The following is a 23,645-nucleotide window of genomic DNA, read 5'->3' as shown; positions in this document are numbered from 1 at the left end:
GTACATGAGACCCTTGTAAGGATCTGCCCGCCAACCCGAAAGCATGGCCAGTGACCGCCACGGACCGCTCCATCGAGCTCATCACCGCCGCCGCCCAGGCCGCGGCCGACCGGCTCGCGCACGACATCATCGCGTACGACGTCAGCGACGTGCTGTCGATCACCGACGCCTTCCTGCTCGCTTCGGCCCCCAACGACCGCCAGGTCAAGTCGATCGTCGACGAGATCGAGGAGAAGCTCCTGAAGGAGCTGGGCGCCAAGCCGGTGCGCCGCGAAGGCGACCGCGACGCGCGCTGGATCCTGCTCGACTACATCGACATCGTCGTCCACGTGCAGCACAGCGAGGAGCGCGTCTTCTACGCGCTGGAGCGTCTGTGGAAGGACTGCCCCGAGATCGACCTCCCCGAGGACGCCAAGCTCACCAAGGGCAAGGCCGAGGAGCACGCTGCGCTGCGTGCCGCGCAGGGCGATGAAGACCTGGACGGTGATCTGTTCTGAGCGCGACTCACGACGGCACGACCGGCACCATCGGCCGGACCAACCGCAAGATCGTCCTGTGGCGGCACGGTCAGACCTCGTGGAACCTGGAGCGCCGCTTCCAGGGCTCCACGGACATCGAGCTGACCGAGGACGGTGTGGCGCAGGCGCGCCGTGCCGCCCGGCTGCTCGCCTCGCTGAAGCCCGACGCCATCGTCGCCTCGGACCTGATGCGCGCCGCCGCCACGGCTGCCGAGCTGGCGGCCGTCACGGGTCTGGCGGTGACGCACGACGAGGCGCTGCGCGAGACGTACGCCGGCGAATGGCAGGGCCTCACGCACGACGAGATCCTGGACAAGTACGGCGACCAGTACGCGGCGTGGAAGCGCGGCGAGGCGGTCCGCCGCGGCGGCGGCGAGCTGGAGACCGAGGTCGCCGACCGGGCCGCGCCGGTGGTGCTGGAGCACGCCGACCGGCTGCCCTCCGACGGCACGCTCGTGGTGGTCAGCCACGGCGGCACCATCCGTACGACGATCGGCCGCCTGCTGGGCCTGGAGTCGTACTACTGGGAAGGCCTGGGCGGGCTCTCCAACTGCTGCTGGTCCGTCCTGGGCGAGGGTGCGCGAGGCTGGCGGCTGATGGAACACAACGCCGGCACGCTGCCCGAACCGGTGCTCGGCGACGACGACTGAGCCCACTCGGAGCGGCTCCCACCCGGATTTCACTTTCCGGCTGGTCACAGGCTAGAGTTCTTCTTGTTCGCAGCGCAGAACACCGGAAACGGGGGGAGCGTCGCGGAGAGCGGGGCTATAGCTCAGTTGGTAGAGCGCCTGCATGGCATGCAGGAGGTCTGGAGTTCAATTCTCCATAGCTCCACAATCAAGATCCCGTCCCCAACAGGGGGCGGGATCTTTGCTTTTGTCCGCAGCTCCCTGAGCGGGCACCGGCATGGCAGAATCGGACGGCCGGAGGGGGACGACGACGGCCCGACGCGGGAGGGAGTCGCTGACGGATGGGTGCACACCGGCGGCGGTGCGACTGGTGCAACAACGGCACGCCGATCGTGCGGGACATGGAGCCGGTCAACCCCGACTACCAGTACTGGTGCGAGGAATGCGCGCGGGCGCTGATCATAAAAGGCGACCCGATCGAGACGTACCGCGAACTGGAGGGCGAGCCGATCTACGGGCGGCTGCTCGACGAGCACTGCACGCTGAAGCGGTTCTACCAGTTCGCCAGGGCGTGACGCGGGGACGCGCAATGACGTGACGCGAGACGCGCAACCAGCCGGGGCATGTGACGAATCGCCACGAAACGGACATGGCCCGGGGTCCGCGGAAACCGATTTTTGGACCAGGCCCATCACCGTGTAATGTTTGGGATGTCGCCAAGGGGAACCGGAAACGGGCCGCGAAGCGGCAGGCAAGACGAGGGGCTATAGCTCAGTTGGTAGAGCGCCTGCATGGCATGCAGGAGGTCTGGAGTTCAATTCTCCATAGCTCCACAGTGAAGAAGCGGGCCACCGGAAACGGTGGCCCGCTTCTCGTTGTGCGTCCACCGGCCGGAAGGGCAGAGCGCCCCTCGGGGCCGCTGCGGTACCCTGACGCCATGCGTGCCGTACGCCTTCTGCTTACCGAGCCGCGCTGAACAGTTCCGACCCCACGAAGCGGTCGGCCCCGGCGCGGCGCCCCCTCCTGTGCGAGGGGTTTTTTCGTTTGGGCAGCAGAACCGGCAGAGACGATCGATGGAGCTTCAGGAATCATGAGCGAGACGAACACCCCGGCCCCCGAGGCGGCCGAGGCGCACCGTTACACGGCTGCCATGGCCGCCGACATCGAGGCACGCTGGCAGGACGTATGGGACGCGCAGGGCACGTACGAGGCCCCGAACCCGACCGGTGACCTGGCCGGCACCGAGTCTTCTCAGGCTGCGGCCGTCGTGGCGCGCCCGAAGAAGTTCATCATGGACATGTTCCCGTACCCCTCGGGTGCGGGCCTGCACGTCGGCCACCCGCTCGGGTACATCGCCACCGACGTCTTCGCCCGCCACCAGCGGATGACCGGCCACAACGTCCTGCACACCCTGGGGTTCGACGCCTTCGGCCTGCCGGCCGAGCAGTACGCCGTGCAGACCGGTACGCACCCGCGCGTGTCGACCGAGGCGAACATCGAGAACATGAAGGTCCAGCTGCGCCGGCTGGGTCTGGGCCACGACAAGCGCCGGTCGTTCGCGACGATCGACCCGGACTACTACAAGTGGACCCAGTGGATCTTCCTGCAGATCTACAACTCCTGGTACGACGCGGACGCCGCGAAGGCCCGGCCCATCGCCGAGCTGGTCGCCGCCTTCGAGGACGGCTCCCGTGAGCTGCCCGGCGGAGCCTCCTGGGCCGCGCTGAGCGCGGGCGAGCGGGCCGACGTACTGAACGAGTACCGGCTGGCGTACGCCTCGGACGCGCCCGTCAACTGGTGCCCCGGGCTGGGCACCGTACTGGCCAACGAGGAAGTCACCGCCGACAACCGGTCCGAGCGCGGCAACTTCCCCGTCTTCAAGTCCAAGCTGAGCCAGTGGAACATGCGGATCACGGCCTACGCCGACCGCCTGATCGACGACCTGGACGCGCTGGACTGGCCCGAGGCCATCAAGCTGCAGCAGCGCAACTGGATCGGCCGCAGCGAGGGCGCGCGCGTCGACTTCGCGGTCGGCGACGGCGACGCCATCACCGTCTTCACCACCCGCCCCGACACGCTGTTCGGCGCCACGTACATGGTGCTGGCGCCGGAGCACGAGCTGGTCGGGAAGATCGTCCCGGCCGAGTGGCCCGAGGGCACCCACCAGCTGTGGACCGGCGGCAACGCGACCCCCGGCGAGGCCGTGGACTCGTACCGCAAGCAGGCCGCCGCGAAGTCGGACGTAGAGCGGCAGGCCGAGGCCAAGGACAAGACCGGTGTCTTCACCGGCGCGTACGCGACCAACCCGGTCAGCGGCGACCTGGTCCCCGTCTTCATCGCGGACTACGTGCTGATGGGCTACGGCACCGGCGCGATCATGGCCGTTCCGGCGCACGACAGCCGCGACTTCGAGTTCGCGCGCGCCTTCGAGCTGCCGATGCGCTGCGTCGTCCAGCCCACGGACGACCGCGACGCCGACCCGCTGGAGTGGGAGGACGCGTTCTCCTCGTACGACGGCACCATCGTCAACTCGACGGGCGAGGGCGTCTCGCTGGACGGTCTGGGCGTGGTCGAGGCCAAGGCCGCGATCACCGACTGGCTGGCCGGGCGCGGCATCGGCGAGGGCACCGTCAACTTCCGCCTGCGCGACTGGCTGTTCAGCCGCCAGCGGTACTGGGGCGAGCCCTTCCCGATCGTCTACGACGAGGACGGCGTCGCCTACCCGCTGCCCGAGTCGATGCTGCCGCTGGAGCTGCCGGAGGTCGAGGACTACTCGCCGCGCACCTTCGAGCCGGACGACGCCACCTCCAAGCCGGAGACCCCGCTGTCGCGCAACGCGGAGTGGGTCAACGTCGAGCTGGACCTGGGCGACGGGCGCGGGGTGCGCCCGTTCCGGCGCGAGACCAACACCATGCCGAACTGGGCCGGCTCCTGCTGGTACGAGCTGCGCTACCTGGACCCGAACAACGGCTCGGCCCTGGTCGACCCGGAGATCGAGCAGTACTGGATGGGCCCGCGCGAGGGCCAGCCGCACGGCGGCGTCGACCTGTACGTGGGCGGCGCCGAGCACGCGGTGCTGCACCTGCTGTACGCGCGCTTCTGGTCCAAGGTGCTGTTCGACCTGGGGCACGTTTCCTCGGTGGAGCCGTTCCACAAGCTGTTCAACCAGGGCATGATCCAGGCGTACGCGTACACCGACTCGCGCGGTGTGTACGTCCCGGCGGCCGAGGTCGAGGAGCGGGACGGCGGCTACTTCCACCAGGGCGAGCCGGTGAAGCGCGAGCACGGCAAGATGGGCAAGTCCCTGAAGAACGCCGTCACGCCGGACGAGATCTGCGAGGAGTACGGCGCGGACACCCTGCGCCTGTACGAGATGGCGATGGGCCCGCTGGACGTCTCGCGCCCCTGGGACACCCGGGCCGTGGTCGGCCAGTACCGGCTGCTGCAGCGCCTGTGGCGCAACGTGGTGGACGAGGAGACGGGCGCCGTGACGGTCGTCGACGCGGAGCCGGACGAGGCCACCCTGCGCGCGCTGCACAAGGCGATCGACGGGGTCGGCGGCGACATGGCCGGACTGCGCTTCAACACCGCCATCGCGAAGATCACCGAGCTGAACAACACCCTGACGAAGGCGGGCCGGCCGCTGGAGCGTTCCGTCGCGGAGCGGCTGGTGCTGCTGGTGGCCCCGCTGGCGCCGCACATCGCCGAGGAGCTGTGGCAGCGGCTGGGCCACGGCGAGTCGGTCGTCCACCAGGACTTCCCGGTCGCGGACCCGGCGTACGTCGTGGACGAGAGCGTCACGTGCGTCGTCCAGATCAAGGGCAAGGTCAAGGCCCGCCTGGAGGTGTCTCCGGCGATCAACGACGCAGAGCTGGAGCAGCTGGCGCTGGGCGACGAGGCGGTCGTGGCGGCGCTGGGCGGGGCGGAGATCCGCAAGGTGATCGTGCGCGCGCCGAAGCTGGTGAACATCGTCGTCTGACGTCTCTGTCTGACGTCTCTGTCTGACGTCTCCGTCTGAGGCGTCCGTCTGACGCGTCTAGGGGTATTCCCGTACGGGCAGGTTGGGGGTTCGATTGGAACCCGCGGCCTGCCCGTGGCGTTTACGGTGGAGGGAACGTAATCGGCTGGGGAAGGGACCCTCATGGAGGCGACTTTTATCATCGTGGCCCTGGTGCTGCTGTTCGCCTTTCTGGGGCTCGGTGTCTACGTGACGACGAAGGTGGTCAAGGCTGCCGCGCGCGGCGTGGACCGGACCATCACCCAGGCCCGCCGCACGGTGGAGGACACCACCCTGAAGGCCCGCAGCTTCGGCCAGGTCGGTGTCACGGGCGCGCTGGCCACGCTGCGGCTGGATCTGCGCAACTCGATGCGGGCGACGCAGCAGGCGCTCTATGCAGGGGTCCAGACGGATGCCTCGCTGAAGGAGTCGATCGGGCTGTTCGAGCGGCTGAGCGGGCACGGGCACGAACTCGACGACGAACTGAAGCGGCTGGAGGCGGAGCCCGACCGGCAGCGGATCGCGGCGGTCCTGCCGGACCTGCGGGAGCGCACGGCGCAGATCACGCAGGCGGCGGACTCGCTGCGCTGGGCGGCGCGCGACCGCGCCCGGCGCTTCGCGGAGGACGACCTGTCACACCTGTCGGCCCAGATCGACGTCGAGTCGGGCGCCCTGCGGGACTGGTCCAGAGCGCCGGCCGACGACCTCCCCCACACTCCTCCCACATGGAACACCCCCACCCCCACCCCCGAGCCCCCGGCCCTCTCCGAACCCACTCCGGCCCCCCAGTACCCCTGGCAGAAGACCCGCCGCCCGGAAGCCACGACCTGAGCCGGGTCCGGGCGGCGCGCGGAGGCATCCGCAGCCTTGCCGGCGTTTGAGGACCAGGTCCGGGCGGAGCCCGGAGGGCAATTCCAGCCTCGCCGGCGTTTGAGGCGCGGGTCCGGGCGGAGCCCGGGGAACGGTGGAAGGGCGGGTAGGGGACCCAGCCCCGCAGGGCCGATCACCTGCTGCCGGAGCCTGGCTGAAGCCCGGCCGGAGCCTGTCCGGAGCCTGGGGCAGCCTGCCCGTGGCTTGCTCGCAGCCCGGCGAAGCCACGGCGGCAGCCCAGCCGGAGCCGGGGGGCAGCCCAGCCACAGCCGGGCGGCAGCCCAGCCGGAGCCGGGCGCCAGCCCAGCCGGAGCCCGGCGGCAGCCCACTCCGAGCCGGGGCCCGAGGCCCACCGGCAGACCCGGGCTGCCGGAACACCCCCACTGCCGGTAACCTCCGCCTCATGTCCCGCCATGTCGCGATCGTCACGGATTCCACGGCCTACCTGCCCCAATCGGCCATGGCGCGGCACGGAATCATCTCCGTCCCGCTGACCGTGGTCCTCGGCGACGAGGCCCTGGAAGAGGGCACCGAGATCTCGGCCAGGAGCCTCGCCCTGGCCCTGCAGAAGCGCCGCTCGGTCACCACGTCCCGTCCCAGCCCCGAGGACTTCGCCCGGGCGTACCGCGCGGCCGTGGAGGCCGGTGCGACCGGCATCGTCAGCCTGCACCTGTCCGCGGAGTTCTCCGGTACCTACGACGCCGCCGTCCTGGCCGCGAAGACCGCCCAGGTGCCCGTCCGCGTCGTCGACACCGGCATGGTCGCCATGGCCCTGGGCTTCTGCGCCCTGGCCGCGGCGGAGGTGTCCGAGGCCGGGGGTTCCCTCGACGAAGCCGTCGCCGCAGCCGAGAAGCGGGCCGCAGGCATGTCCGCGTACTTCTACGTCGACACCCTCGACTACCTCCGCCGCGGCGGCCGCATCGGGGCCGCACAGGCCCTCCTCGGTTCGGCGCTCGCGGTGAAGCCGCTGCTGACGCTGGACGGAGGGCGGATCGAGATGCTGGAGAAGGTGCGTACGGCATCCAAGGCCATTGCCCGCCTGGAGGAGCTGGCCGTCGAGCGCGCCGGGTCCGGCCCCGTCGACGTGGCCGTGCACCACCTCGCGGCCCCGGAACGCGCGGAGAAGCTGGCGCAGAGGCTTCGCGAGCGGGTCCCCGGGCTGGTCGAGCTGCACGTCAGCGAGGTCGGCGCGGTGATCGGCGCACACACCGGACCGGGGTTGCTGGCGGCGGTCGTCTCGCCGCGCTGATCACCGGTCCGAGTGAGGGAGATATCCACAACGGTCCGGTCGTCCACCGGAATTGAGGCTTCCGAACGGGGGTCGCGGCGCGGCCCTACCGTCGTGCCATGACTCTTCGTACGCGCACCTCAGGTCCCGCCGGCGCCACCAGTGGCCCCGGCCGTCCCCGCCTCTCCGACAGCCGTCTGCGTCATCGCCGCGGACAGCGCCCGGGCCGCCCGGATCCCGCGGTGGTGCGACGCCGGGCCGAGGCTCTGCTCGGAGCGGGCCGCCCCCCGGGCGCTCCGCCGCCGTCAGAGGACACTCCGGCCGGGGCGGCGCCGCCGGGCGCCCGTTCCGTCGGGGCGATGCCGGAGCCCGAGGCCGCGGTCCGGCCGGAGCCGCTGGTCAGGGCCGGGGAGGCGGTCCGTGTCGAGGCCCCTGCGGTGGCTCCGCCCGTGAGCCCTGAGGCACCAGGCGGGGCTTTACGGTGGCTCGCCGTCCGGGAGCGGCTGCCCCTGTGGCTGCAAACCCGCTGTGGGGTGGAGCCGCGGACGGTGGCCGCCGTCTCGGTGGTGCTGGTCGTCGCGGTCGGGTTCGCAGCTCAGCAGTACAGGGCGGCCCGGCCCCGGCCGGTGACCGCACCCGCCGTGGTGGCGCCCGCGGCGGCGGCCCTGCCGGCCCCGACCGCGACGGGGGCGGGCCCCGGCGCCGGTCCCATCCTGGTGGACGTCAGCGGCAAGGTCCGAGACCCGGGAGTGCGCAAGCTGCCTCCCGGCTCGCGCGTGGAGGATGCCTTGGCCGCCGCCGGGGGAGTGCGGCCCGGGACGGACACCACCGGGCTGAACCGGGCCCGCGTCCTGATGGACGGCGAGCAGGTACTGGTGGGCGCTCCAGCCCCGCCGCCGCCGACGGGCCGGGTAGGTCCCGCCGCCGCCGGACCGCTGAGCCTCGGCACCGCCACGGCCGAGCAACTGGACGGCCTGCCGGGCGTCGGCCCGGTCCTCGCGCAGCACATCGTGGACTTCCGCACGGTGCGCGGGGGCTTCCGCTCGGTGGAGGAGCTCCGGCAGGTCAACGGGATCGGTGAGCGCCGATTCGCCGATCTGCGCGAGCTGGTGCGGCCGTGAGCCGGGTCGGCGGCGGAGCGGGGCCGGGTCTGGATGGGCGGGGTCCGGCAGGACGCGGTCCGGCCGGGCGGGAAGCGGCGCGGCGGGGTTCGGCCGGGCGGGAGGAGGGGCCGGCGGATTTGCGGTTGGTGGGGCCGGCTCTCGCCGTGTGGGGGGCGGCTGCCGTGGGCCTCGGTGCACCCGTCGCCCGGAGTGCTGTGGCGGCGGGGCTGGGAGTGGGTGCGGTGGGGCTGCTGATGCTGGTGGGGCGGAGGCGCCCCGTGCCGTTCCGGACGGCCGTGGCGGCGGTCCTGCTGTGCGCGGCCGCCGGCGCCGGGGTGGCGGGCCTCCAGCGGGCCGAGGCGCGGGCCGGGCCGGTCCCGGAGCTGGCCCGGGACCATACCCGGGTGCTGGCGGACCTCACCGTGGGCTCCGATCCGCGGACGGCCCGCACCGGGAGCGGGCCGCCGGTGGTGGTGCTCGACGCCGTGGTGACCCGGGTGACCGGGCCCGACGGTGCCCGGACCCGGGTGTCGACCCCGGTGCGGGTGCTGGCGGGGCATCCGGGGTGGGCCCGGTTGCAGCCCTCGACACGGATTGAGGTGGTGGCCAGGCTGGCCCCGGCGCGGGACGGGGAGCGGGCCGTCGCCCTGCTCCGTCCCGCCGGAGACGCCCCGCCACGGGTGACCGGCGGTCCGGACACCGTGCAGCGGATCGCCGGGCGGCTGCGGGCCGGACTGCGCGAGGTCACCGACGGGCTGGCCCCGGACGCCAGGGCCCTGCTGCCGGGACTGGTGGTCGGGGACACCTCCCGGGTGGAACCCGATCTGCACGAGGCGTTCCGCGCCACCGATCTGCTGCACCTGCTGGCCGTGTCCGGCTCCAACCTGACCGTGGTGCTGTTCCTGCTCATCGGGGCCCCGGCCCGCGCGCAGCAGGCCGAGCGGGGCGGGCTGGCCCCGCGCCTGGGGCTCTCGCTGCGGGCGACGGCCCTGTGCGGGGTGGCGCTGACCCTGGCCTTCGTGGTGGTGTGCCGGCCGGAGCCCAGCGTGCTGCGGGCGGCGGCCTGTGGCACGGTCACCCTGCTGGCCATCGCGACCGGGAGGCGCAGGTCCCTCATTCCGGCGCTGGCCGCCGCCGTCCTGCTCCTGGTGCTCTACGACCCCTGGCTGGCCCGGAGCTACGGCTTCCTCCTCTCCGTCCTGGCCACCGGGGCCCTGCTGACACTGGCTCCCCGGTGGAGCGAGGCCCTGGTGCGGCGCGGGATGCGGCCCCGCTTGGCCGAGGGGCTGGCGGCCGCGGCGGCGGCCCAGGCGGTGTGCGCGCCGGTCGTCGCGGTGCTGTCGGCCCGGGTGAGCCTGGTGGCGGTGCCCTGCAACCTGCTGGCCGAGCTGGCGGCGGGACCCGCGACCGTCCTGGGTTTCGCAGCGCTGGCAGCGGCCCCGGTGTGCCGGCCGGTGGCCGAGGTGCTCGCCTGGTGCGCGGGCGTGCCCGCCGGGTGGATCGCCGCCGTGGCCCGGGGCGGGGCGGGACTGCCCGGGGCGGAGCTGGGCTGGCCCGGCGGGGTGGGCGGAGGGTTGCTGCTCGCCGCGGCCACCTTGGCGGTGGTGGTGCTCGGCAGGCGGTTCGGCCGTGGGCGATGGCTCGCCCCCGCCCTGGCCGTGGTGCTGCTCCTCGCCGTGCTGAGGCCGCCGCTGGTCACTCGTACGGTCAAGGGCTGGCCACCGCCCGACTGGATCTACACCCAGTGCGCGGTGGGCCAGGGAGACGCCGCCGTACTCGCGGCCGGCCCGGGTACGGCCGTGGTGGTGGACGCGGGGCCCGAACCGGGGCCGGTGGACGACTGCCTGAGGGAACTGGGGGTGAGCCGGGTGCCGATGGTCCTGTTGACGCACTTCCACGCCGACCACGTGGGCGGGCTGGCGGGAGTGTTCAGGGGCCGCTCGGTGGGTGTGGTGCAAGTCACCGGACTGGAAGAACCGCCGGGGCAGGCCGCGTTCGTACGGCGGACGGCGGCGGCCGCAGGGGTGCCCGTGGTCCCTGCCGTGGAGGGGGAGCGGCGGCGTGCCGGGCCGCTGGAGTGGCAGGTGCTGTGGCCGCCGACCTCGGGCGCTCCTCCCGAGGGCCCCAACGACGCGAGCGTGGCCCTGCTGGTGCGCGGCGCGGGCCTGACCCTGCTCCTGCTGGGAGACCTCGAACCGGGCTCCCAGCAGGCCTTGCTGAGGAACCATCCGGAACTGGGGCCGGTCGACGTCCTCAAGGTCGCGCACCACGGCAGCGCCCATCAGGATCCCGGACTGTACGGGCGGATCCGGCCGCGCCTCGCGATCGTTCCGGTGGGCGCCGGGAACAGGTACGGGCACCCCGCGGCGGGTACGCTCGCCCGGCTGCGGGAGTTGGGCGCGGTCGTGCTGCGCACGGACGAGGACGGTTCGGTCGCCGTCACCGGCAGCGGCCCGCGGCTGCGGGCGTTCCCGGCCATCCGGCGACGGGTCCGGCACGGGCATACCAGGAGTGACCACTCCGTTTGCCCACAACCCGACAGCATGATCGAATGCGTTTTCGCCAGAGCGGTCCAAGCCCACACAGCACGGGGGTGCATTAACCATGTTCAGTCGCAGACGGGGGATGGAGACGGCGGGAAGCGCCAGTCCCCAGACATCCGCGACACTGACGCTTCCTCATACCGCGCGGCTGCTCAGCTGCCGGGTCCTCGACACGGTCCACCAGCCGGTCCGGCAGGCCAAGTTCGAGGTGACCGACCCGATAGGCCGACGGATCGTCAGCGGGGAGACCGACCCGTACGGCGGGTTCACGGCGGCGGTGCCGGCGGGCGAGTACCGGCTGGCCGTCACGGCCGAGGGATACGCGCCCTTCCACGGGGCGACGCTGGTCGGGGACCCGGCGCAGCCCGGCACCGGGGAGATCGTCCTGGACCCGGTGGATCCGCCGCTGCTGCCGCAGCCGGGCCACTGGGAGCTCGATCCGGGGCATTCGTCGATCGGGTTCTCGGCCCGGCACATCGGCTTCGCCCGGATCAACGGCCGGTTCAAGACCTTCGCCGGCGCCGTGCGGATAGCCGAGCGCATGGAGGACTCCTCCATGCACGTGATCATCGACGCGGCGAGCATCGACACCGGGCTGCGGATGCGGGACGACCACCTGCGCTCCGCGGACTTCCTGGACGCGGCCCGCCACCCGACGGTGGAGTTCTACAGCGAGCGGTTCATCCACCGCAGCGGCAGCCGCTGGTCCGTGGCGGGGGCTCTCACCCTCCACGGGGTCAGCCGGTCCGTCACCCTGGACACCCAGTACCTGGGTCTGGGCACGGGCCTGGAGGGCGAGCCGAGGGCGGCCTGCCGGGCGACGGCCGAACTGAACCGCGAGGACTTCACGCTGAACTGGCAGTCGATGCTGGCGCACGGGATCGCGGCGATCGGTTCGAACGTGGAAGTGACCCTGGACACGCAGGTCGTGCACAAGGCCTGACCGGTCGGGGCCCGGTGGCTACGGGGCTTCGAGCCAGCCGTCGTACTCGGCGGCGAGCTCGTCCAGGGCCGTGGCGTCCAGCCGTTCGCGCGGGTCCTCGACGACCACCAGCCACTGGGCGTCCTCGGCGTCGTCCTCACCGGCGAGGGCGTCGCGGACCAGCTGCGGTTCCTCCGGGAGGCCGAAGCGGTCGACCACCTCCCGCGCCACCTCCTCGGCGGTGTCGCGGTCGGGCAGGACCAGTACATGTCGCACGTTCACCCGGACATTCTCGGGTACGGGGGAGGGGGTCGGGGCGCGAGGGTCTACGCGAGAGTCTGTCAGTGCGGCGTGGGATGCTGGAGGCGATGGCCACCAGGAAGAATTCCACCGACGATCCGCTCGCCCCGATCACCCTCGCGGTGGGGCAGGAGGACCTGCTGCTCGACCGCGCCGTGCGGGAGGTCGTGACGGCGGCGCGAGCCGCCGATGCCGACACGGACGTGCGTGACCTCGCCTCGGAGCAGCTCCAGCCCGGCACGCTGGCCGAGTTGACCAGCCCCTCGCTCTTCTCGGAGCGCAAGGTGCTCGTCGTGCGCAATGCGCAGGACCTCTCGGCCGACACGGTCAAGGAGGTCAAGGCGTACCTCGACGCGCCGTTCGAGGAGATCGCCCTCGTCCTCCTGCACGCGGGCGGCGTCAAGGGCAAGGGTCTGCTGGACGCCGCGCGCAAGGCGGGTGCCCGCGAGATCGCCTGCCCGAAGATGACGAAGCCGGCGGACCGGCTGGCGTTCGTGCGGGGAGAGTTCCGGACGCTGGGCCGCTCGGCCACGCCCGAGGCCTGCCAGACGCTGGTCGACGCGATCGGCAGTGACCTGCGGGAGCTGGCGAGCGCGGCGGCGCAGCTGTGCGCGGACGTCGAGGGCACGATCGACGAGGCCGTGGTCGGCCGCTACTACACCGGCCGCGCCGAGGCTTCGAGCTTCACCGTCGCCGACCGGGCGGTGGAGGGGCGCGCCGCGGAGGCCTTGGAGGCCCTGCGCTGGTCGCTGTCCACCGGGGTGGCCCCGGTGCTGATCACCAGCGCGCTGGCCCAGGCGGTACGGGCGATCGGGAAGCTGGCCTCGGCCCCGCGGGGGGCCCGTCCCGGGGACCTCGCGCGTGACCTCGGCATGCCGCCGTGGAAGATCGACCGGGTCCGGCAGCAGATGCGGGGGTGGTCGGCGGATGGTGTGGCGGACGCCCTGCGGGCGGTGGCGGATGCGGATGCGGGTGTGAAGGGCGGGGGCGACGACCCGGAGTACGCGCTCGAGAAGGCGGTCGTCGCGGTCGCCCGCGCGGCGCGCACCCGCCGGGGCTAGCCCCGGGTCCCGGAGCCGGGCCCGGTTGCCCCTGGCCCCGGAGCCGGGCCCCGTGGCCCCTGGCCCCGGAGCGGTCCCCGGCCCCCGGGAGCCGAGCCCCTCGTCCCCCCGGGGCTGAGCCTCGAGCCTCGGTTCCCGGGGTGCTGGCCGTGATGCGGGGGCCGGTCTGCCGACCCCGGTGTGAGGCTGCGGATGGTGGGCCCTGCGGGGGCTGTCCCCTACCCGCCCTTCGCCCGTTCCCCGGGCTCCGCCCGGACCCGGTCCTCAAACGCCGGACGGGCTGGGGTGGTGCGGCCGGGTCCTCCGGCGTCGGACGGGCTGGGGTGGTGCTGCTTGGGCCCGGTACTCCGGCGTCGGACGGGGCTGGGGTGGTGCGGCCGGGCCCGGTCCTCCGGCGTTGGACGGGCTGGGTTGATGCTGCCCGGGCGCGGTCCTCAAACGCCGGACGGGCTGGGGTGGTGCGGCCGGGCCCGGTCCTCCAGCGTCGGACGGGCTGGGGTGGTGCTGCTTGGGCCCGGTACTCCGGCGTCGGACGGGGCTGGGGTGGTGCGGCCGGGCCCGGTCCTCTGGCGTCGGATGGGCTGGGTGGATGCTGCCCGTGCCCGGTCCTCAAGCGGCGGGCGGGGTGGGTTGGTGCTGCTCGGGTCCGGTCTTTCGGCGTCGGATGGGCTGGGTTGGTGGTGCTCGGGCTCGGTTCTTCGGCGTCGGGCGGGGTGGGGTGGTGCCGCTTGGGCCCGGCTTTCTGGTGTTGGGCGGGGTGGGTTGGTGGTGCTTGGGGTTGGTCTTTCGGCGTTGGGGTGGTGGTGCCCGGGGTCGGTCCTCAAGGGCGGAACGGTGGGATTGGTGCCGCCTCGGACTGGTCTTCGTGTGGGCGTGGTGGTCAGTGGGCCATTGCGTGGGGGGAGGTGGGGTCGGGGTGGCCCGGGGGGAGGAGGAAGGGGGTGGCCAGGGCCAGGGTGAGGGCCGGGTAGGCGAGGGTGGTGAAGTCGGCTGAGGCCAGGGCGGCTATGGCGAGGGCCGCGCCCAGCTCGTGCGAGGTGCCGACCAGGCCGGAGGCCAGGCCGGTGTGGGCCGGGGCCACTTCGGAGAGGGCCGAGGTCGTGGCGCACACGAACGCCGCGCCGAGCCCGAGGGCCAGCAGGGCGAAGCCGGGGAGCAGGCCGGACCAGAGGCCGCCCAGGGAGGTGAGGGCCGCGCCCGCGGCGGCCAGGGTGAACGCCGCCGCGCCGACCGGGCGCCAGCCGAAGCGGGGGAGCAGCCGGGAGCCCAGGTGTGCGCCGGCGGTGGCGGCCACCGCCGCCGGGAGGAAGGCCAGCCCGGTGACCAGGGGGCTCCGCCCGAGGGATTGCTGGATGTGCAGGGAGCTCAGGTAGAACCCGGTCACGAGCAGACCCGCCGCCCCCAGCATCACCGCGCTGCCGCCCAGCAGGGAGCGCCGGCCCGGCATGGAGGGGGGCATCAGCGGGTTCGTGGAGCGGCGTTGCGTCGCCACCAGGAGGGCCACTGCGGCCAGGGCGCCGATGGCCGGGAGCCAGGAGCGTTCGGTCAGCCCGTAGACGAGTGCGGCCGCGGCCAGGGTCGGCAGGAGGATCGCAGGCACGTTCACCGGTGTCCGGCGGCCGGGATCCGCCGCGCCGGCGGTGCCGCGGAGCGAGCGGCCGAGCAGGAGCGGGACCCCGAGCAGGGCGAGTGCGCCGACGGGCAGGTTGAGGTAGAAGATCCAACGCCAGCCGGGCCCGTCGGTGAGGATCCCGCCGAGCAGGACCCCGAGGGCCGCGCCGGTGCCGCCGATCGCCGCCCAGGCGCCGAGGGCCCGGTGCCGGGCCGGGCCCTGGAACAGGGTCGTGACCAGGGACAGGGCGGCCGGCGAGAGCAGCGCCGCACCGACGCCCTGTGCGGAGCGGGCCGTGATCAGCGTGGCTGCGTCCGCCGCGAGCCCGGAGGCTGCCGAGGCGGCGGTGAAGAGGGCCAGCCCGGTCAGGAACGTTCGCACCGCACCGAACCGGTCCGCGAGTCGCCCGCCGGCCAGCAGGAGGGCGCCGAAGAACAGGGTGTACGCCGTGACGACCCAGGTCAGGCCGGGGCCGGAGAGGGAGAGGTCGGCGCCGATGGCGGGGAGGGCGACGTTCACGACGGTGACATCGGCGATGAGCATGAACTGGGCCAGGCAGAGGAGGACGAGGAGGAGACCTCGGCGTGGGTGGGGGGTCGGGTGGGAGTCCGGGTGGGGGTGAGGGGGAGCGTGCGGGTGAGGGTGCGCGTCCTTGTCCCGGTTCTGGTCCTGGGCGTGCGGGGCGTGCGAGGGCATGGCGAAGTCGCTCCTAAAGTTAACAGGGGTGTTAGGGATTGAGTATGCGGCTTCGTCCGGAGAATGTGAACAGCGGTGTTAAGTTTGCTGGCATGGTCTCCGACGCACCCCGCCCCCGCCGCGCAGACGCCGAGCGCAACACCGCCGCGATCGTCGACGCGGGCCTGGACTGTTTCCTCGCCGACCCGCAGGCGAGCATGGCCGCCGTCGCCCGCGCTGCCGGAGTCAGCCGCGTCACGCTCTACTCGCACTTCCCGACCCGGGAAGCGCTCCTCGACGCCGCCCTCGACCGGGCCGTCGACGAGGCCGCACTCACGTTGGAGGGGCTCGACGGTGAGGGTGGGGCGGCGGAGGGGGCGGCGGGTGGTGTGGGGGTCGGCGTGGAGGAGGCCCTCGGGCTCCTCATCCGCAGCTCGTGGCGGATCCTCGACCGGCACTCCGCGGTGTTCGCGGCCGTCTCCGCGGCGCTGCCGCCCGAGCGGCTGCGCGAGCGCCACGACCGGATCCTCGCTCCCGTCCGCCGGCTGATCGGCCGCGGCCGGGAGAGCGGCGAGCTGCGCGCCGATCTGTCCGCCGACTGGCTGGTCACCGTCGTCTACAGCCTGGTCCACGCGGCCGCCGCCGAGGTCCAGGCCGGGCGGATGACCGCCGCCGAGGCGCCGGAGATCCTCACCTCCACCGTCCTCGCGGCCGTCACGGCCCGCCCCGCCGCACCCTGAAGGCCTCCCGGGCTGGTGCGAGGGGCCCGGCCCCCTTGCCGGTTCGGAGCTCCCGTACGGCCCGTGCCCCGTACGGCCGCCGGGAGGCCCGGGGACGCTGAGCGGTGCGCCGGCGCTCCGAATCGGGCGAAACCCTGGGCGGGCCGAGCCCCGGGCGGGCCGATCCCCCGGGCGGGCCGTGCCTTGGGCGGGCCGTGCCCTGGGCGGGCCGATCCTTGAGTGGGCTGAGCCCTGAGCGGGCCGAGCCCTGGGCGGGCCGTGCCCTGGGCGGGCCGATCCTTGAGTGGGCTGAGCCCTGAGCGGGCCGTGCTTTGAGCGGGCCGAGCCCCGGGCGGGCCGAGCCCCAGTCTCGGCGCCCCGGAGCGCTCCCCCACGCCCCGGAGTTCCCCTACGACCTGGGGCTACTGTGCGGCCGGTTGGCCGGGGCCCTGGGCGGCCCGGAGCCCCCCCAGGGGGCCGTGAGTGGGCCCGGGCCTGCGTGGGCCGCCCCCGGAGTCCCGTTCGGGTTCGCTGCGCCCGCGCAATCCGGTGCTCCGGCCGGCCGGTAGGCCGGGGACCTTGACAGCCTGGGCTTCTCGGGCCGCGCGCTGAGGCCCGTGTGGCCCGGGGTTCCCGTGCAACCCCGGGGGTTCCCGTGCAACCAGGGGCTCCGGTCGGCCGGTCGGCCTGGGGTGTTGGCGGCTCGTGGACTTCTCGGGGCCCTGAGCGGCCGGGGCTGCGAGCCACCCGGAACCCTGAGCGGGGCTTCCTCGAGTCCCGTGGGGACCGGATCTCGCGTGGGGACCGGATCTCCTGTGCGGACCGGATCTCCTGTGCCGCGCGGCGGTCCGTGCGGCGCCGGTAGTCCCGGGGCCTGAGCGGGCCCGGTGGTCGGAGCAGGTCGGCCCGGAGCAGGTTGGTCCCGGAGGGGGATCGGTCCCGTGTGGGTCGGAGGCCGGTGCGGCTCGGAGGTCCCGTACGGCTCGGAGGCCCGTGCGGGTAGGCCTGTGAGGCTCGGCGTCCCGTGCGGTCGGGGGCCCTGTGAGGCTCGGCGTCCCGTGTGGGTCGGGGGTCCTGTGAGGCTCGGCGTCCCGTGTGGGTCGGGGGTCCCGTGAGGCTCGGCGTCCCGTGCGGCTCGGAGGCCTGTGAGGCTCGGGGTCCCGTGCGGCTCGGAGGCCCGTACAGCTCGGGGGCCCGTACTGCTCGGGGCCCGTGCACGCGGGGCCCCGTGCTGTCTGGGGCTCCCGTGTGGTCCAGGGTGCCCGCGCCCCGGGGTGCCGCGCGCGTGGTCCCGGAGGCCCCGGAGGCCCCGTAGGTCACGTAGGTCCCGTAGGTCCCCCAGGGGCCGCGCATGCCGAAGGCCCCGGCTGCTGCCCTGGGGAAGGGAGGCGGCCGGGGCCTTCGGTTACTTCTCGGGTTGCACCGCACCCGCGTGGCGAACGCTTCGTGTGCGGCGCGGAGTGCCGGTCGGGAGCGGGAGAGAGGGCCCGCTGGATCCTTGCCCGGCGATCACATCAGGGGCTCAGCCCTGAAGGGAGGCAACCTTGATCGCCAGCGCCGACTTCTTGTTGGCGGCGGCGTTCTTGTGGATGACACCCTTCGAGACGGCCTTGTCGAGCGCGCGGGAAGCGGCGCGGGAAGCCACGGTGGCCTTCTCGACGTCACCGGCGACGACGGCCTCACGGGCCTTGCGGATGGCGGTCTTGAGCGAGGACTTGACGGCCTTGTTGCGAAGGCGAGCCTTCTCGTTCGTCTTGTTGCGCTTGACCTGGGACTTGATGTTCGCCACGAAAGAGCCTTTGCAGGTTCAGAGATTTGATCTTCGGATTGCGTCCCGTAGAGCTAGAGGGCACACGAGACACAGCTGCTCAGGCTACCAGCTGCCGTCCGACCGGCCCAAACCGAGCGCACTTCCCGGTTCATGGGACGATGGGAGTCTGCGTATAGATCCGACCAGCCCCGAACGGATCTGGTTTCGCGCAGACCGACGCCCACACTTCGTTCCGACTGCGACCCGAGAATCAGGACACTGCGTGCCCGCGATCCCCAGCCACGTGCCCGAGCCGAGCCGTACCGACCCGGCGCTGATCCGCAATTTCTGCATCATCGCGCACATCGACCACGGCAAGTCGACCCTTGCCGACCGGATGCTCCAGCTCACCGGTGTGGTGGACTCGCGGCAGATGCGCGCCCAGTACCTCGACCGCATGGACATCGAGCGTGAGCGCGGCATCACGATCAAGTCCCAGGCCGTCCGGCTGCCCTGGGCGCCGAACACGGGCGAGGACATGGGCAAGACCCACATCCTCAACATGATCGACACCCCCGGGCACGTCGACTTCACCTACGAGGTCTCGCGGTCCCTGGCGGCGTGCGAGGGCACGGTCCTCCTGGTGGACGCGGCCCAGGGCATCGAGGCGCAGACCCTCGCCAACCTGTACCTGGCGATGGAGAAGGACCTCGCGATCGTCCCGGTCCTGAACAAGATCGACCTGCCGGCCGCCCAGCCGGAGAAGTTCGCCGAGGAGCTCGCGAACCTGGTCGGCTGCCAGCCCGAGGACGTCCTGCGCGTCTCGGCGAAGACCGGTCTCGGCGTGGACGTGCTGCTCGACAAGATCGTCGCCACGGTCCCGGCCCCGGTCGGTCCCAAGGACGCCCCGGCCCGCGCGATGATCTTCGACTCCGTCTACGACTCGTACCGCGGTGTCGTCACGTACGTGCGTGTGGTCGACGGCCAGCTCAACAAGCGCGAGCGCATCCGGATGATGTCGACCGGCGCCACGCACGAGCTGCTGGAGATCGGGGTCTCCTCCCCGGAGATGACCCCGGCCGACGGCATCGGCGTCGGCGAGGTGGGCTACATCATCACCGGCGTGAAGGACGTACGTCAGTCCAAGGTCGGTGACACCATCACCAGCCTGCACAACGGCGCGACCGAGGCCCTCGGCGGCTACAAGGACCCGCGTCCGATGGTCTTCTCGGGCCTGTACCCGCTCGACGGCTCGGACTACCCCGACCTGCGCGAGGCCCTGGACAAGCTCCAGCTCAACGACGCCGCGCTCGTCTACGAGCCGGAGACCTCGGCGGCGCTCGGCTTCGGCTTCCGCGTCGGCTTCCTCGGTCTGCTCCACCTGGACGTGGTGCGCGAGCGCCTGGAGCGCGAGTTCGGGCTCGACCTGATCGCCACCGCGCCGAACGTGGTCTACCGCGTCGTCATGGAGGACGGCAAGGAAGTCTCCGTCACCAACCCGAGCGAGTTCCCCGAGGGCAAGATCTCGGATGTGTTCGAGCCGGTCGTACGGGCCACCCTGCTCGCACCCTCCGAGTTCATCGGCGCGATCATGGAGCTCTGCCAGCAGCGCCGCGGCACCCTCCTGGGGATGGACTACCTCTCCGAGGACCGGGTCGAGATCCGCTACACGCTCCCGCTCGCGGAGATCGTCTTCGACTTCTTCGACCAGCTGAAGTCCAAGACGCGCGGCTACGCCTCCCTCGACTACGAGCCCACCGGCGAGCAGTCCGGCAGCCTGGTCAAGGTCGACATCCTGCTGCACGGCGACAAGGTCGACGCCTTCTCCGCCGTCTGCCACAAGGACGCCGCCTACGCCTACGGCGTGCGCCTGGTCGCCAAGCTGCGCGAGCTCATCCCGCGGCAGGCCTTCGAGATCCCGATCCAGGCGGCCGTCGGCTCCCGCGTCATCGCCCGCGAGACCATCCGCGCCATCCGCAAGGACGTGCTCGCCAAGTGCTACGGCGGTGACATCTCCCGTAAGCGGAAGCTGCTGGAGAAGCAGAAGGAAGGCAAGAAGCGCATGAAGATGGTCGGCTCCGTGGAGGTCCCGCAGGAGGCCTTCATCGCCGTCCTCTCCAGCGACGAGTCCGGCAGCAAGAAGAAGTAGCCGCCGCGACGGTCATCGGTCGGATGTGAAGCAGGCCCCCGTGCTCCGGCGCGGGGGCCTGTTTCGTCCCGGCGCGCGGGCGTGCACCGTCCCGGCGCGCGGGCGCCGCGGGGTACGGCTTCCGCTTCGTTATGAATCGGCGCCCCAAGGGCTCTTACGCGCCAGGCGGAGGGCCCCTAGTCTGATCACTGCTCGTTGGTTACTCGCCAGTTTTTCTTGGTCGGATGCGGCCAAGCCCTGACTCAGCCACCCACCCCGACTCGTCACCCCGTCAGTCCCGCCTTGTGACGAGACAGGCCTGCCGCGTGGTCCGGAGGATGTCCGTGAGCGACACACAGACCTTGATCGAGAACCGCCCGCCCACCGTGGCGACCCTGTTCCTGGAGCGTGTCGCCGCCACGCCGAACGGCGAGGCCTACCGCTATCCCGTCCCCGCCGCGGACGGAAAGGGCGGCCCCGACGACTGGAAGTCGCTCAGCTGGGGCCAGGCCGCCGAGCGCGTCTTCGCCATCGCGGCCGGGATCATCGACCTCGGGATCCAGTCGGAGCAGCGCGTCGCGCTCGCCTCCAACACCCGGGTGGAATGGATCCTCGCCGACCTCGGCGTGATGTGCGCCGGCGGCGCCGTGACCACCATCTACCCGAGCACGAACGCCGAGGAGTCGGCGTTCATCCTCTCCGACTCCGAGAGCCGGATACTGATCGCCGAGGACGCCGCGCAGCTGGCCAAGGCCCGCGAGCGGCGCGCCGACCTGCCCCACCTCGCGCACGTGGTGGTGGTGGAGGCCGCCGACGCCATCGCCGTCGACGGCGACCCCGAGGGCTGGGTGCTGTCCCTCGCCGACCTGGAGGCGCGCGGCCACGCGTACCTGGCCAAGCACCCCGAGGCGGTCAAGGAACGGATCGCGACCATCACGGCCGGCCAGCTCGCCACGCTCATCTACACCTCCGGCACCACCGGGCGCCCCAAGGGCGTGCGGCTGCCGCACGACAACTGGTCGTACATGGCCAAGGCCACCGTCGCCACCGGCCTGATCACCAAGGACGACGTCCAGTACCTCTGGCTGCCGCTCGCGCACGTCTTCGGCAAGGTGCTCACCTCCGGCCAGATCGAGGTCGGTCACGTCACCGCGGTCGACGGCCGGATCGACAAGATCATCGAGAACCTGCCGATCGTGCAGCCGACCTACATGGCGGCCGTCCCGCGCATCTTCGAGAAGGTCTACAACGGCGTGGCCGCCAAGGCCCGGGCCGGCGGCGGAGCCAAGTACAAGATCTTCCAGTGGTCGGTCGGCGTGGCCCGCGAGTACGCCAAGGTCACCCAGGACAACTTCCGCCGCACCGGCAACGCCACCGCCCCGCTCGTCCTCTCCACCAAGCACAAGATCGCCGACGCGCTCGTCTACTCCAAGCTCCGCGAGGCCTTCGGCGGCAACCTGCGCGCCGCGGTTTCCGGTGCCTCCGCCCTCGCCCCCGACATCGGCTACTTCTTCTCCGGCGCGGGCATCCACATCCTGGAGGGCTACGGGCTCACCGAGTCCAGCGCCGCCTCCTTCGTCAACCCCGGCGAGGCCTACCGCACCGGCACCGTCGGCAAGCCGCTCCCCGGCACCGAGGTCCGCATCGCCGACGACGGCGAGGTGCTGCTGCGCGGCCCCGGCATCATGCAGGGCTACCACGGGCAGCCCGAGAAGACCGCCGAGGTGCTGGAGGCCGACGGCTGGCTGCACACGGGCGACATCGGCGAGCTCTCCGCGGACGGCTACCTGCGCATCACCGACCGCAAGAAGGACCTGATCAAGACCTCGGGCGGCAAGTACGTCGCCCCGGCGGAGATCGAGGGCCAGTTCAAGGCGCTCTGCCCCTACGTCTCCAGCATCGTCGTCCACGGGGCCGACCGGAACTTCTGCTCCGCCCTCATCGCCCTCGACGAGCCCTCCATCCTGGTGTGGGCCGCCGAGAGCGGCCTGGAGGGCAAGACGTACTCCCAGGTCCTGGCCGCTCCCGAGACGAACCGGCTCATCGAGACCTACGTCCAGACCCTCAACGAGGGTCTCCAGCGCTGGCAGACGGTCAAGAAGTTCCGCCTCCTGCCGCGCGACCTCGACGTGGAGCACGGGGACCTGACGCCGAGCCTCAAGCTGAAGCGGCCGGTCGTGGAGCGCGAGTTCAAGCACCTCATCGAGGAGATGTACGAGGGCTCCCGGGAGGCGTAGCGCACGCGTAAACGACCTTGGGGCAGTGCGGGACAATGGGCGCATGCCTTCCGCACTGCCCGACGGTGAACCCATGCCCGAAGACGGCTCGCTGCCGCTCCACGCCCTGGCGGGAGCCGGGGAGCGGCCGCTCGGGTTCTACCTGCACGTTCCGTACTGCGCCACGCGCTGCGGGTACTGCGACTTCAACACCTACACGGCCACCGAGCTGCGGGGCACCGGCGGTGTGCTCGCCTCCCGGGAGAACTACGCCGACACCCTGATCGACGAGGTCCGGCTCGCACGGAAGGTGCTCGGGGACGACCCCAGGGCCGTACGGACCGTCTTCGTGGGCGGCGGCACGCCCACGCTGCTGCCCGCCGGCGACCTCGTACGGATGCTCGCGGCGATCCGCGAGGAATTCGGGCTGGCCGAGGACGCCGAGGTCACCACCGAGGCCAATCCGGAGTCGGTGAACCCGGAGTACCTGGCGGAGCTGCGCGCGGGCGGCTTCAACCGGATCTCCTTCGGCATGCAGAGCGCGAAGCAGCACGTCCTGAAGGTGCTGGACCGCACGCACACCCCCGGGCGGCCGGAGGCCTGCGTCGCGGAGGCGCGGGCGGCGGGCTTCGAGCACGTGAACCTGGACCTGATCTACGGGACGCCGGGGGAATCGGACGAGGACTGGCGGGCGTCGCTGTCGGCGGCGCTGGGGGCCGGGCCCGATCACATCAGTGCTTATGCGCTCATCGTGGAGGAGGGCACCCAGCTCGCGCGGCGGATCCGGCGCGGCGAGGTTCCGATGACGGACGACGACGTCCACGCGGACCGGTACCTGATCCTCGACGCGGTGATGGCCGAGGCGGGGTACTCCTGGTACGAGGTCTCGAACTGGGCCACCTCCGAGGCCGGGCGCTGCCTGCACAACGAGCTGTACTGGCGCGGGGCCGACTGGTGGGGGGCCGGGCCCGGAGCGCACTCGCACGTGGGCGGGGTGCGGTGGTGGAACGTGAAGCACCCGGGGGCCTACGCGGCGGCGCTGGCCGAGGGACGTTCGCCCGGGGCGGGGCGGGAGCTCCTCTCGGAGGAGGACCGGCGGGTCGAGCGGATCCTGCTCGAGCTTCGGCTCGTGGACGGGGTGCCGCTGTCGCTGCTCGCGGCGGCGGGGCTGGAGGCGTCCCGGCGTGCCCTTGCGGACGGGCTCCTGGAAGCGGCGCCCTACGCGGCCGGGCGGGCCGTTCTGACGCTGCGTGGCCGGCTCCTGGCCGACGCGGTGGTCCGCGACCTGGTCGACTGACCCCGTCCGGGGTGGGGCGGCCCTGTGGGGCGGAGTCCCCTACCCGCCCTTCCACCGTTCCCCGGGCTTCGCCCGGA

General features: G+C 72.5%; 16 protein-coding genes, 2 tRNA genes and 1 pseudogene. 16 read left to right on the top strand and 3 right to left on the bottom strand.

All coding sequences use genetic code 11. From position 1 onward, the window contains the following. Positions 1 to 50: 50 nt before the first annotated feature. The 11 genes and pseudogenes from rsfS (at position 51) to MTF69_RS15525 (ending at position 11,831) form a co-directional block, all read left to right on the top strand. Positions 51 to 497, top strand: a complete 447-nt coding sequence (gene rsfS / locus MTF69_RS15575; RefSeq protein ID WP_243334784.1) for a ribosome silencing factor — start codon at positions 51 to 53, stop codon at positions 495 to 497. Then, positions 494 to 1,168, top strand: coding sequence for a histidine phosphatase family protein (locus MTF69_RS15570; RefSeq protein WP_243335086.1), 675 nt, complete (start codon positions 494 to 496; stop codon positions 1,166 to 1,168). Before rsfS ends, MTF69_RS15570 begins: the two co-directional genes overlap by 4 nt. A gap of 111 nt (positions 1,169 to 1,279) precedes the next feature. Continuing rightward, positions 1,280 to 1,352: transfer RNA gene (locus tag MTF69_RS15565), tRNA-Ala, on the top strand. Between the two features lie 136 nt (positions 1,353 to 1,488). Further along, positions 1,489 to 1,722: a hypothetical protein gene (locus MTF69_RS15560; RefSeq protein ID WP_007264019.1), complete on the top strand. Its 234-nt coding sequence runs from the start codon at positions 1,489 to 1,491 to the stop codon at positions 1,720 to 1,722. A 185-nt stretch (positions 1,723 to 1,907) separates the two neighbouring features. Then, positions 1,908 to 1,980, top strand: a tRNA-Ala gene (locus tag MTF69_RS15555). A gap of 257 nt (positions 1,981 to 2,237) precedes the next feature. Beyond that, positions 2,238 to 5,126, top strand: coding sequence for a leucine--tRNA ligase (gene leuS, locus MTF69_RS15550; RefSeq protein ID WP_243334782.1), 2,889 nt, complete (start codon positions 2,238 to 2,240; stop codon positions 5,124 to 5,126). A gap of 162 nt (positions 5,127 to 5,288) precedes the next feature. Continuing rightward, on the top strand, positions 5,289 to 5,975 hold the full coding sequence (locus MTF69_RS15545) for a hypothetical protein (RefSeq protein WP_243334780.1): 687 nt from the start codon (positions 5,289 to 5,291) through the stop codon (positions 5,973 to 5,975). 442 nt (positions 5,976 to 6,417) lie between these two features. Further along, on the top strand, positions 6,418 to 7,263 hold the full coding sequence (locus tag MTF69_RS15540) for a DegV family protein (RefSeq protein ID WP_243334778.1): 846 nt from the start codon (positions 6,418 to 6,420) through the stop codon (positions 7,261 to 7,263). A gap of 527 nt (positions 7,264 to 7,790) precedes the next feature. After that, positions 7,791 to 8,363, top strand: a complete 573-nt coding sequence (locus MTF69_RS43395; protein WP_308401408.1) for a ComEA family DNA-binding protein — start codon at positions 7,791 to 7,793, stop codon at positions 8,361 to 8,363. A gap of 236 nt (positions 8,364 to 8,599) precedes the next feature. Then, positions 8,600 to 10,813, top strand: a pseudogene (locus MTF69_RS15530) (ComEC/Rec2 family competence protein); the annotation flags it as partial. 136 nt (positions 10,814 to 10,949) lie between these two features. Then, positions 10,950 to 11,831, top strand: coding sequence for a YceI family protein (locus MTF69_RS15525; protein ID WP_374323109.1), 882 nt, complete (start codon positions 10,950 to 10,952; stop codon positions 11,829 to 11,831). Between the two features lie 18 nt (positions 11,832 to 11,849). Here the strand turns inward: MTF69_RS15525 and MTF69_RS15520 are convergent, their stop codons facing one another. Further along, positions 11,850 to 12,092, bottom strand: a complete 243-nt coding sequence (locus MTF69_RS15520) for a hypothetical protein (protein ID WP_243334774.1) — start codon at positions 12,090 to 12,092, stop codon at positions 11,850 to 11,852. Positions 12,093 to 12,178: 86 nt separating this feature from the next. Here MTF69_RS15520 and holA point away from each other — a divergent pair, with 86 nt between their 5' ends. Continuing rightward, positions 12,179 to 13,171, top strand: coding sequence for a DNA polymerase III subunit delta (holA, locus tag MTF69_RS15515; protein ID WP_243335082.1), 993 nt, complete (start codon positions 12,179 to 12,181; stop codon positions 13,169 to 13,171). Between the two features lie 880 nt (positions 13,172 to 14,051). On the opposite strand, the gene MTF69_RS15510 is transcribed toward holA, so the two are convergent. Then, the gene (locus tag MTF69_RS15510; RefSeq protein ID WP_243334772.1) at positions 14,052 to 15,479 is read right to left on the bottom strand and encodes an MFS transporter; all 1,428 of its coding nucleotides are present in this window, start codon (positions 15,477 to 15,479) and stop codon (positions 14,052 to 14,054) included. A gap of 92 nt (positions 15,480 to 15,571) precedes the next feature. On the opposite strand from MTF69_RS15510, the gene MTF69_RS15505 reads away from it, so the two are divergent. Continuing rightward, a complete protein-coding gene (locus tag MTF69_RS15505; RefSeq protein ID WP_243334770.1) occupies positions 15,572 to 16,198 on the top strand; it encodes a TetR/AcrR family transcriptional regulator in 627 nt (208 codons plus the stop codon). 1,501 nt (positions 16,199 to 17,699) lie between these two features. On the opposite strand, the gene rpsT is transcribed toward MTF69_RS15505, so the two are convergent. Continuing rightward, a complete protein-coding gene (gene rpsT / locus MTF69_RS15500) occupies positions 17,700 to 17,966 on the bottom strand; it encodes a 30S ribosomal protein S20 (RefSeq protein WP_243334768.1) in 267 nt (88 codons plus the stop codon). Between the two features lie 244 nt (positions 17,967 to 18,210). Here rpsT and lepA point away from each other — a divergent pair, with 244 nt between their 5' ends. The 3 genes from lepA (at position 18,211) to hemW (ending at position 23,568) form a co-directional block, all read left to right on the top strand. Continuing rightward, entirely contained in the window at positions 18,211 to 20,076 is a 1,866-nt protein-coding gene (lepA, locus tag MTF69_RS15495; RefSeq protein WP_243334765.1) for a translation elongation factor 4, read from the top strand. 323 nt (positions 20,077 to 20,399) lie between these two features. Next, on the top strand, positions 20,400 to 22,292 hold the full coding sequence (locus MTF69_RS15490) for a long-chain fatty acid--CoA ligase (RefSeq protein ID WP_243334763.1): 1,893 nt from the start codon (positions 20,400 to 20,402) through the stop codon (positions 22,290 to 22,292). Positions 22,293 to 22,335: 43 nt separating this feature from the next. Then, positions 22,336 to 23,568 (top strand): radical SAM family heme chaperone HemW, encoded by a 1,233-nt coding sequence (gene hemW, locus MTF69_RS15485; RefSeq protein WP_243334761.1) that lies wholly within the window; start codon positions 22,336 to 22,338, stop codon positions 23,566 to 23,568. Positions 23,569 to 23,645: the final 77 nt, after the last annotated feature.

Origin of the sequence: Streptomyces sp. AP-93, assembly GCF_022808175.1 — a bacterium.
GTDB lineage: Bacteria > Actinomycetota > Actinomycetes > Streptomycetales > Streptomycetaceae > Streptomyces.
The sequence above is the reverse complement of the archived record's forward strand: the minus strand, read 5'-3'. Positions and strand labels throughout refer to the sequence as shown.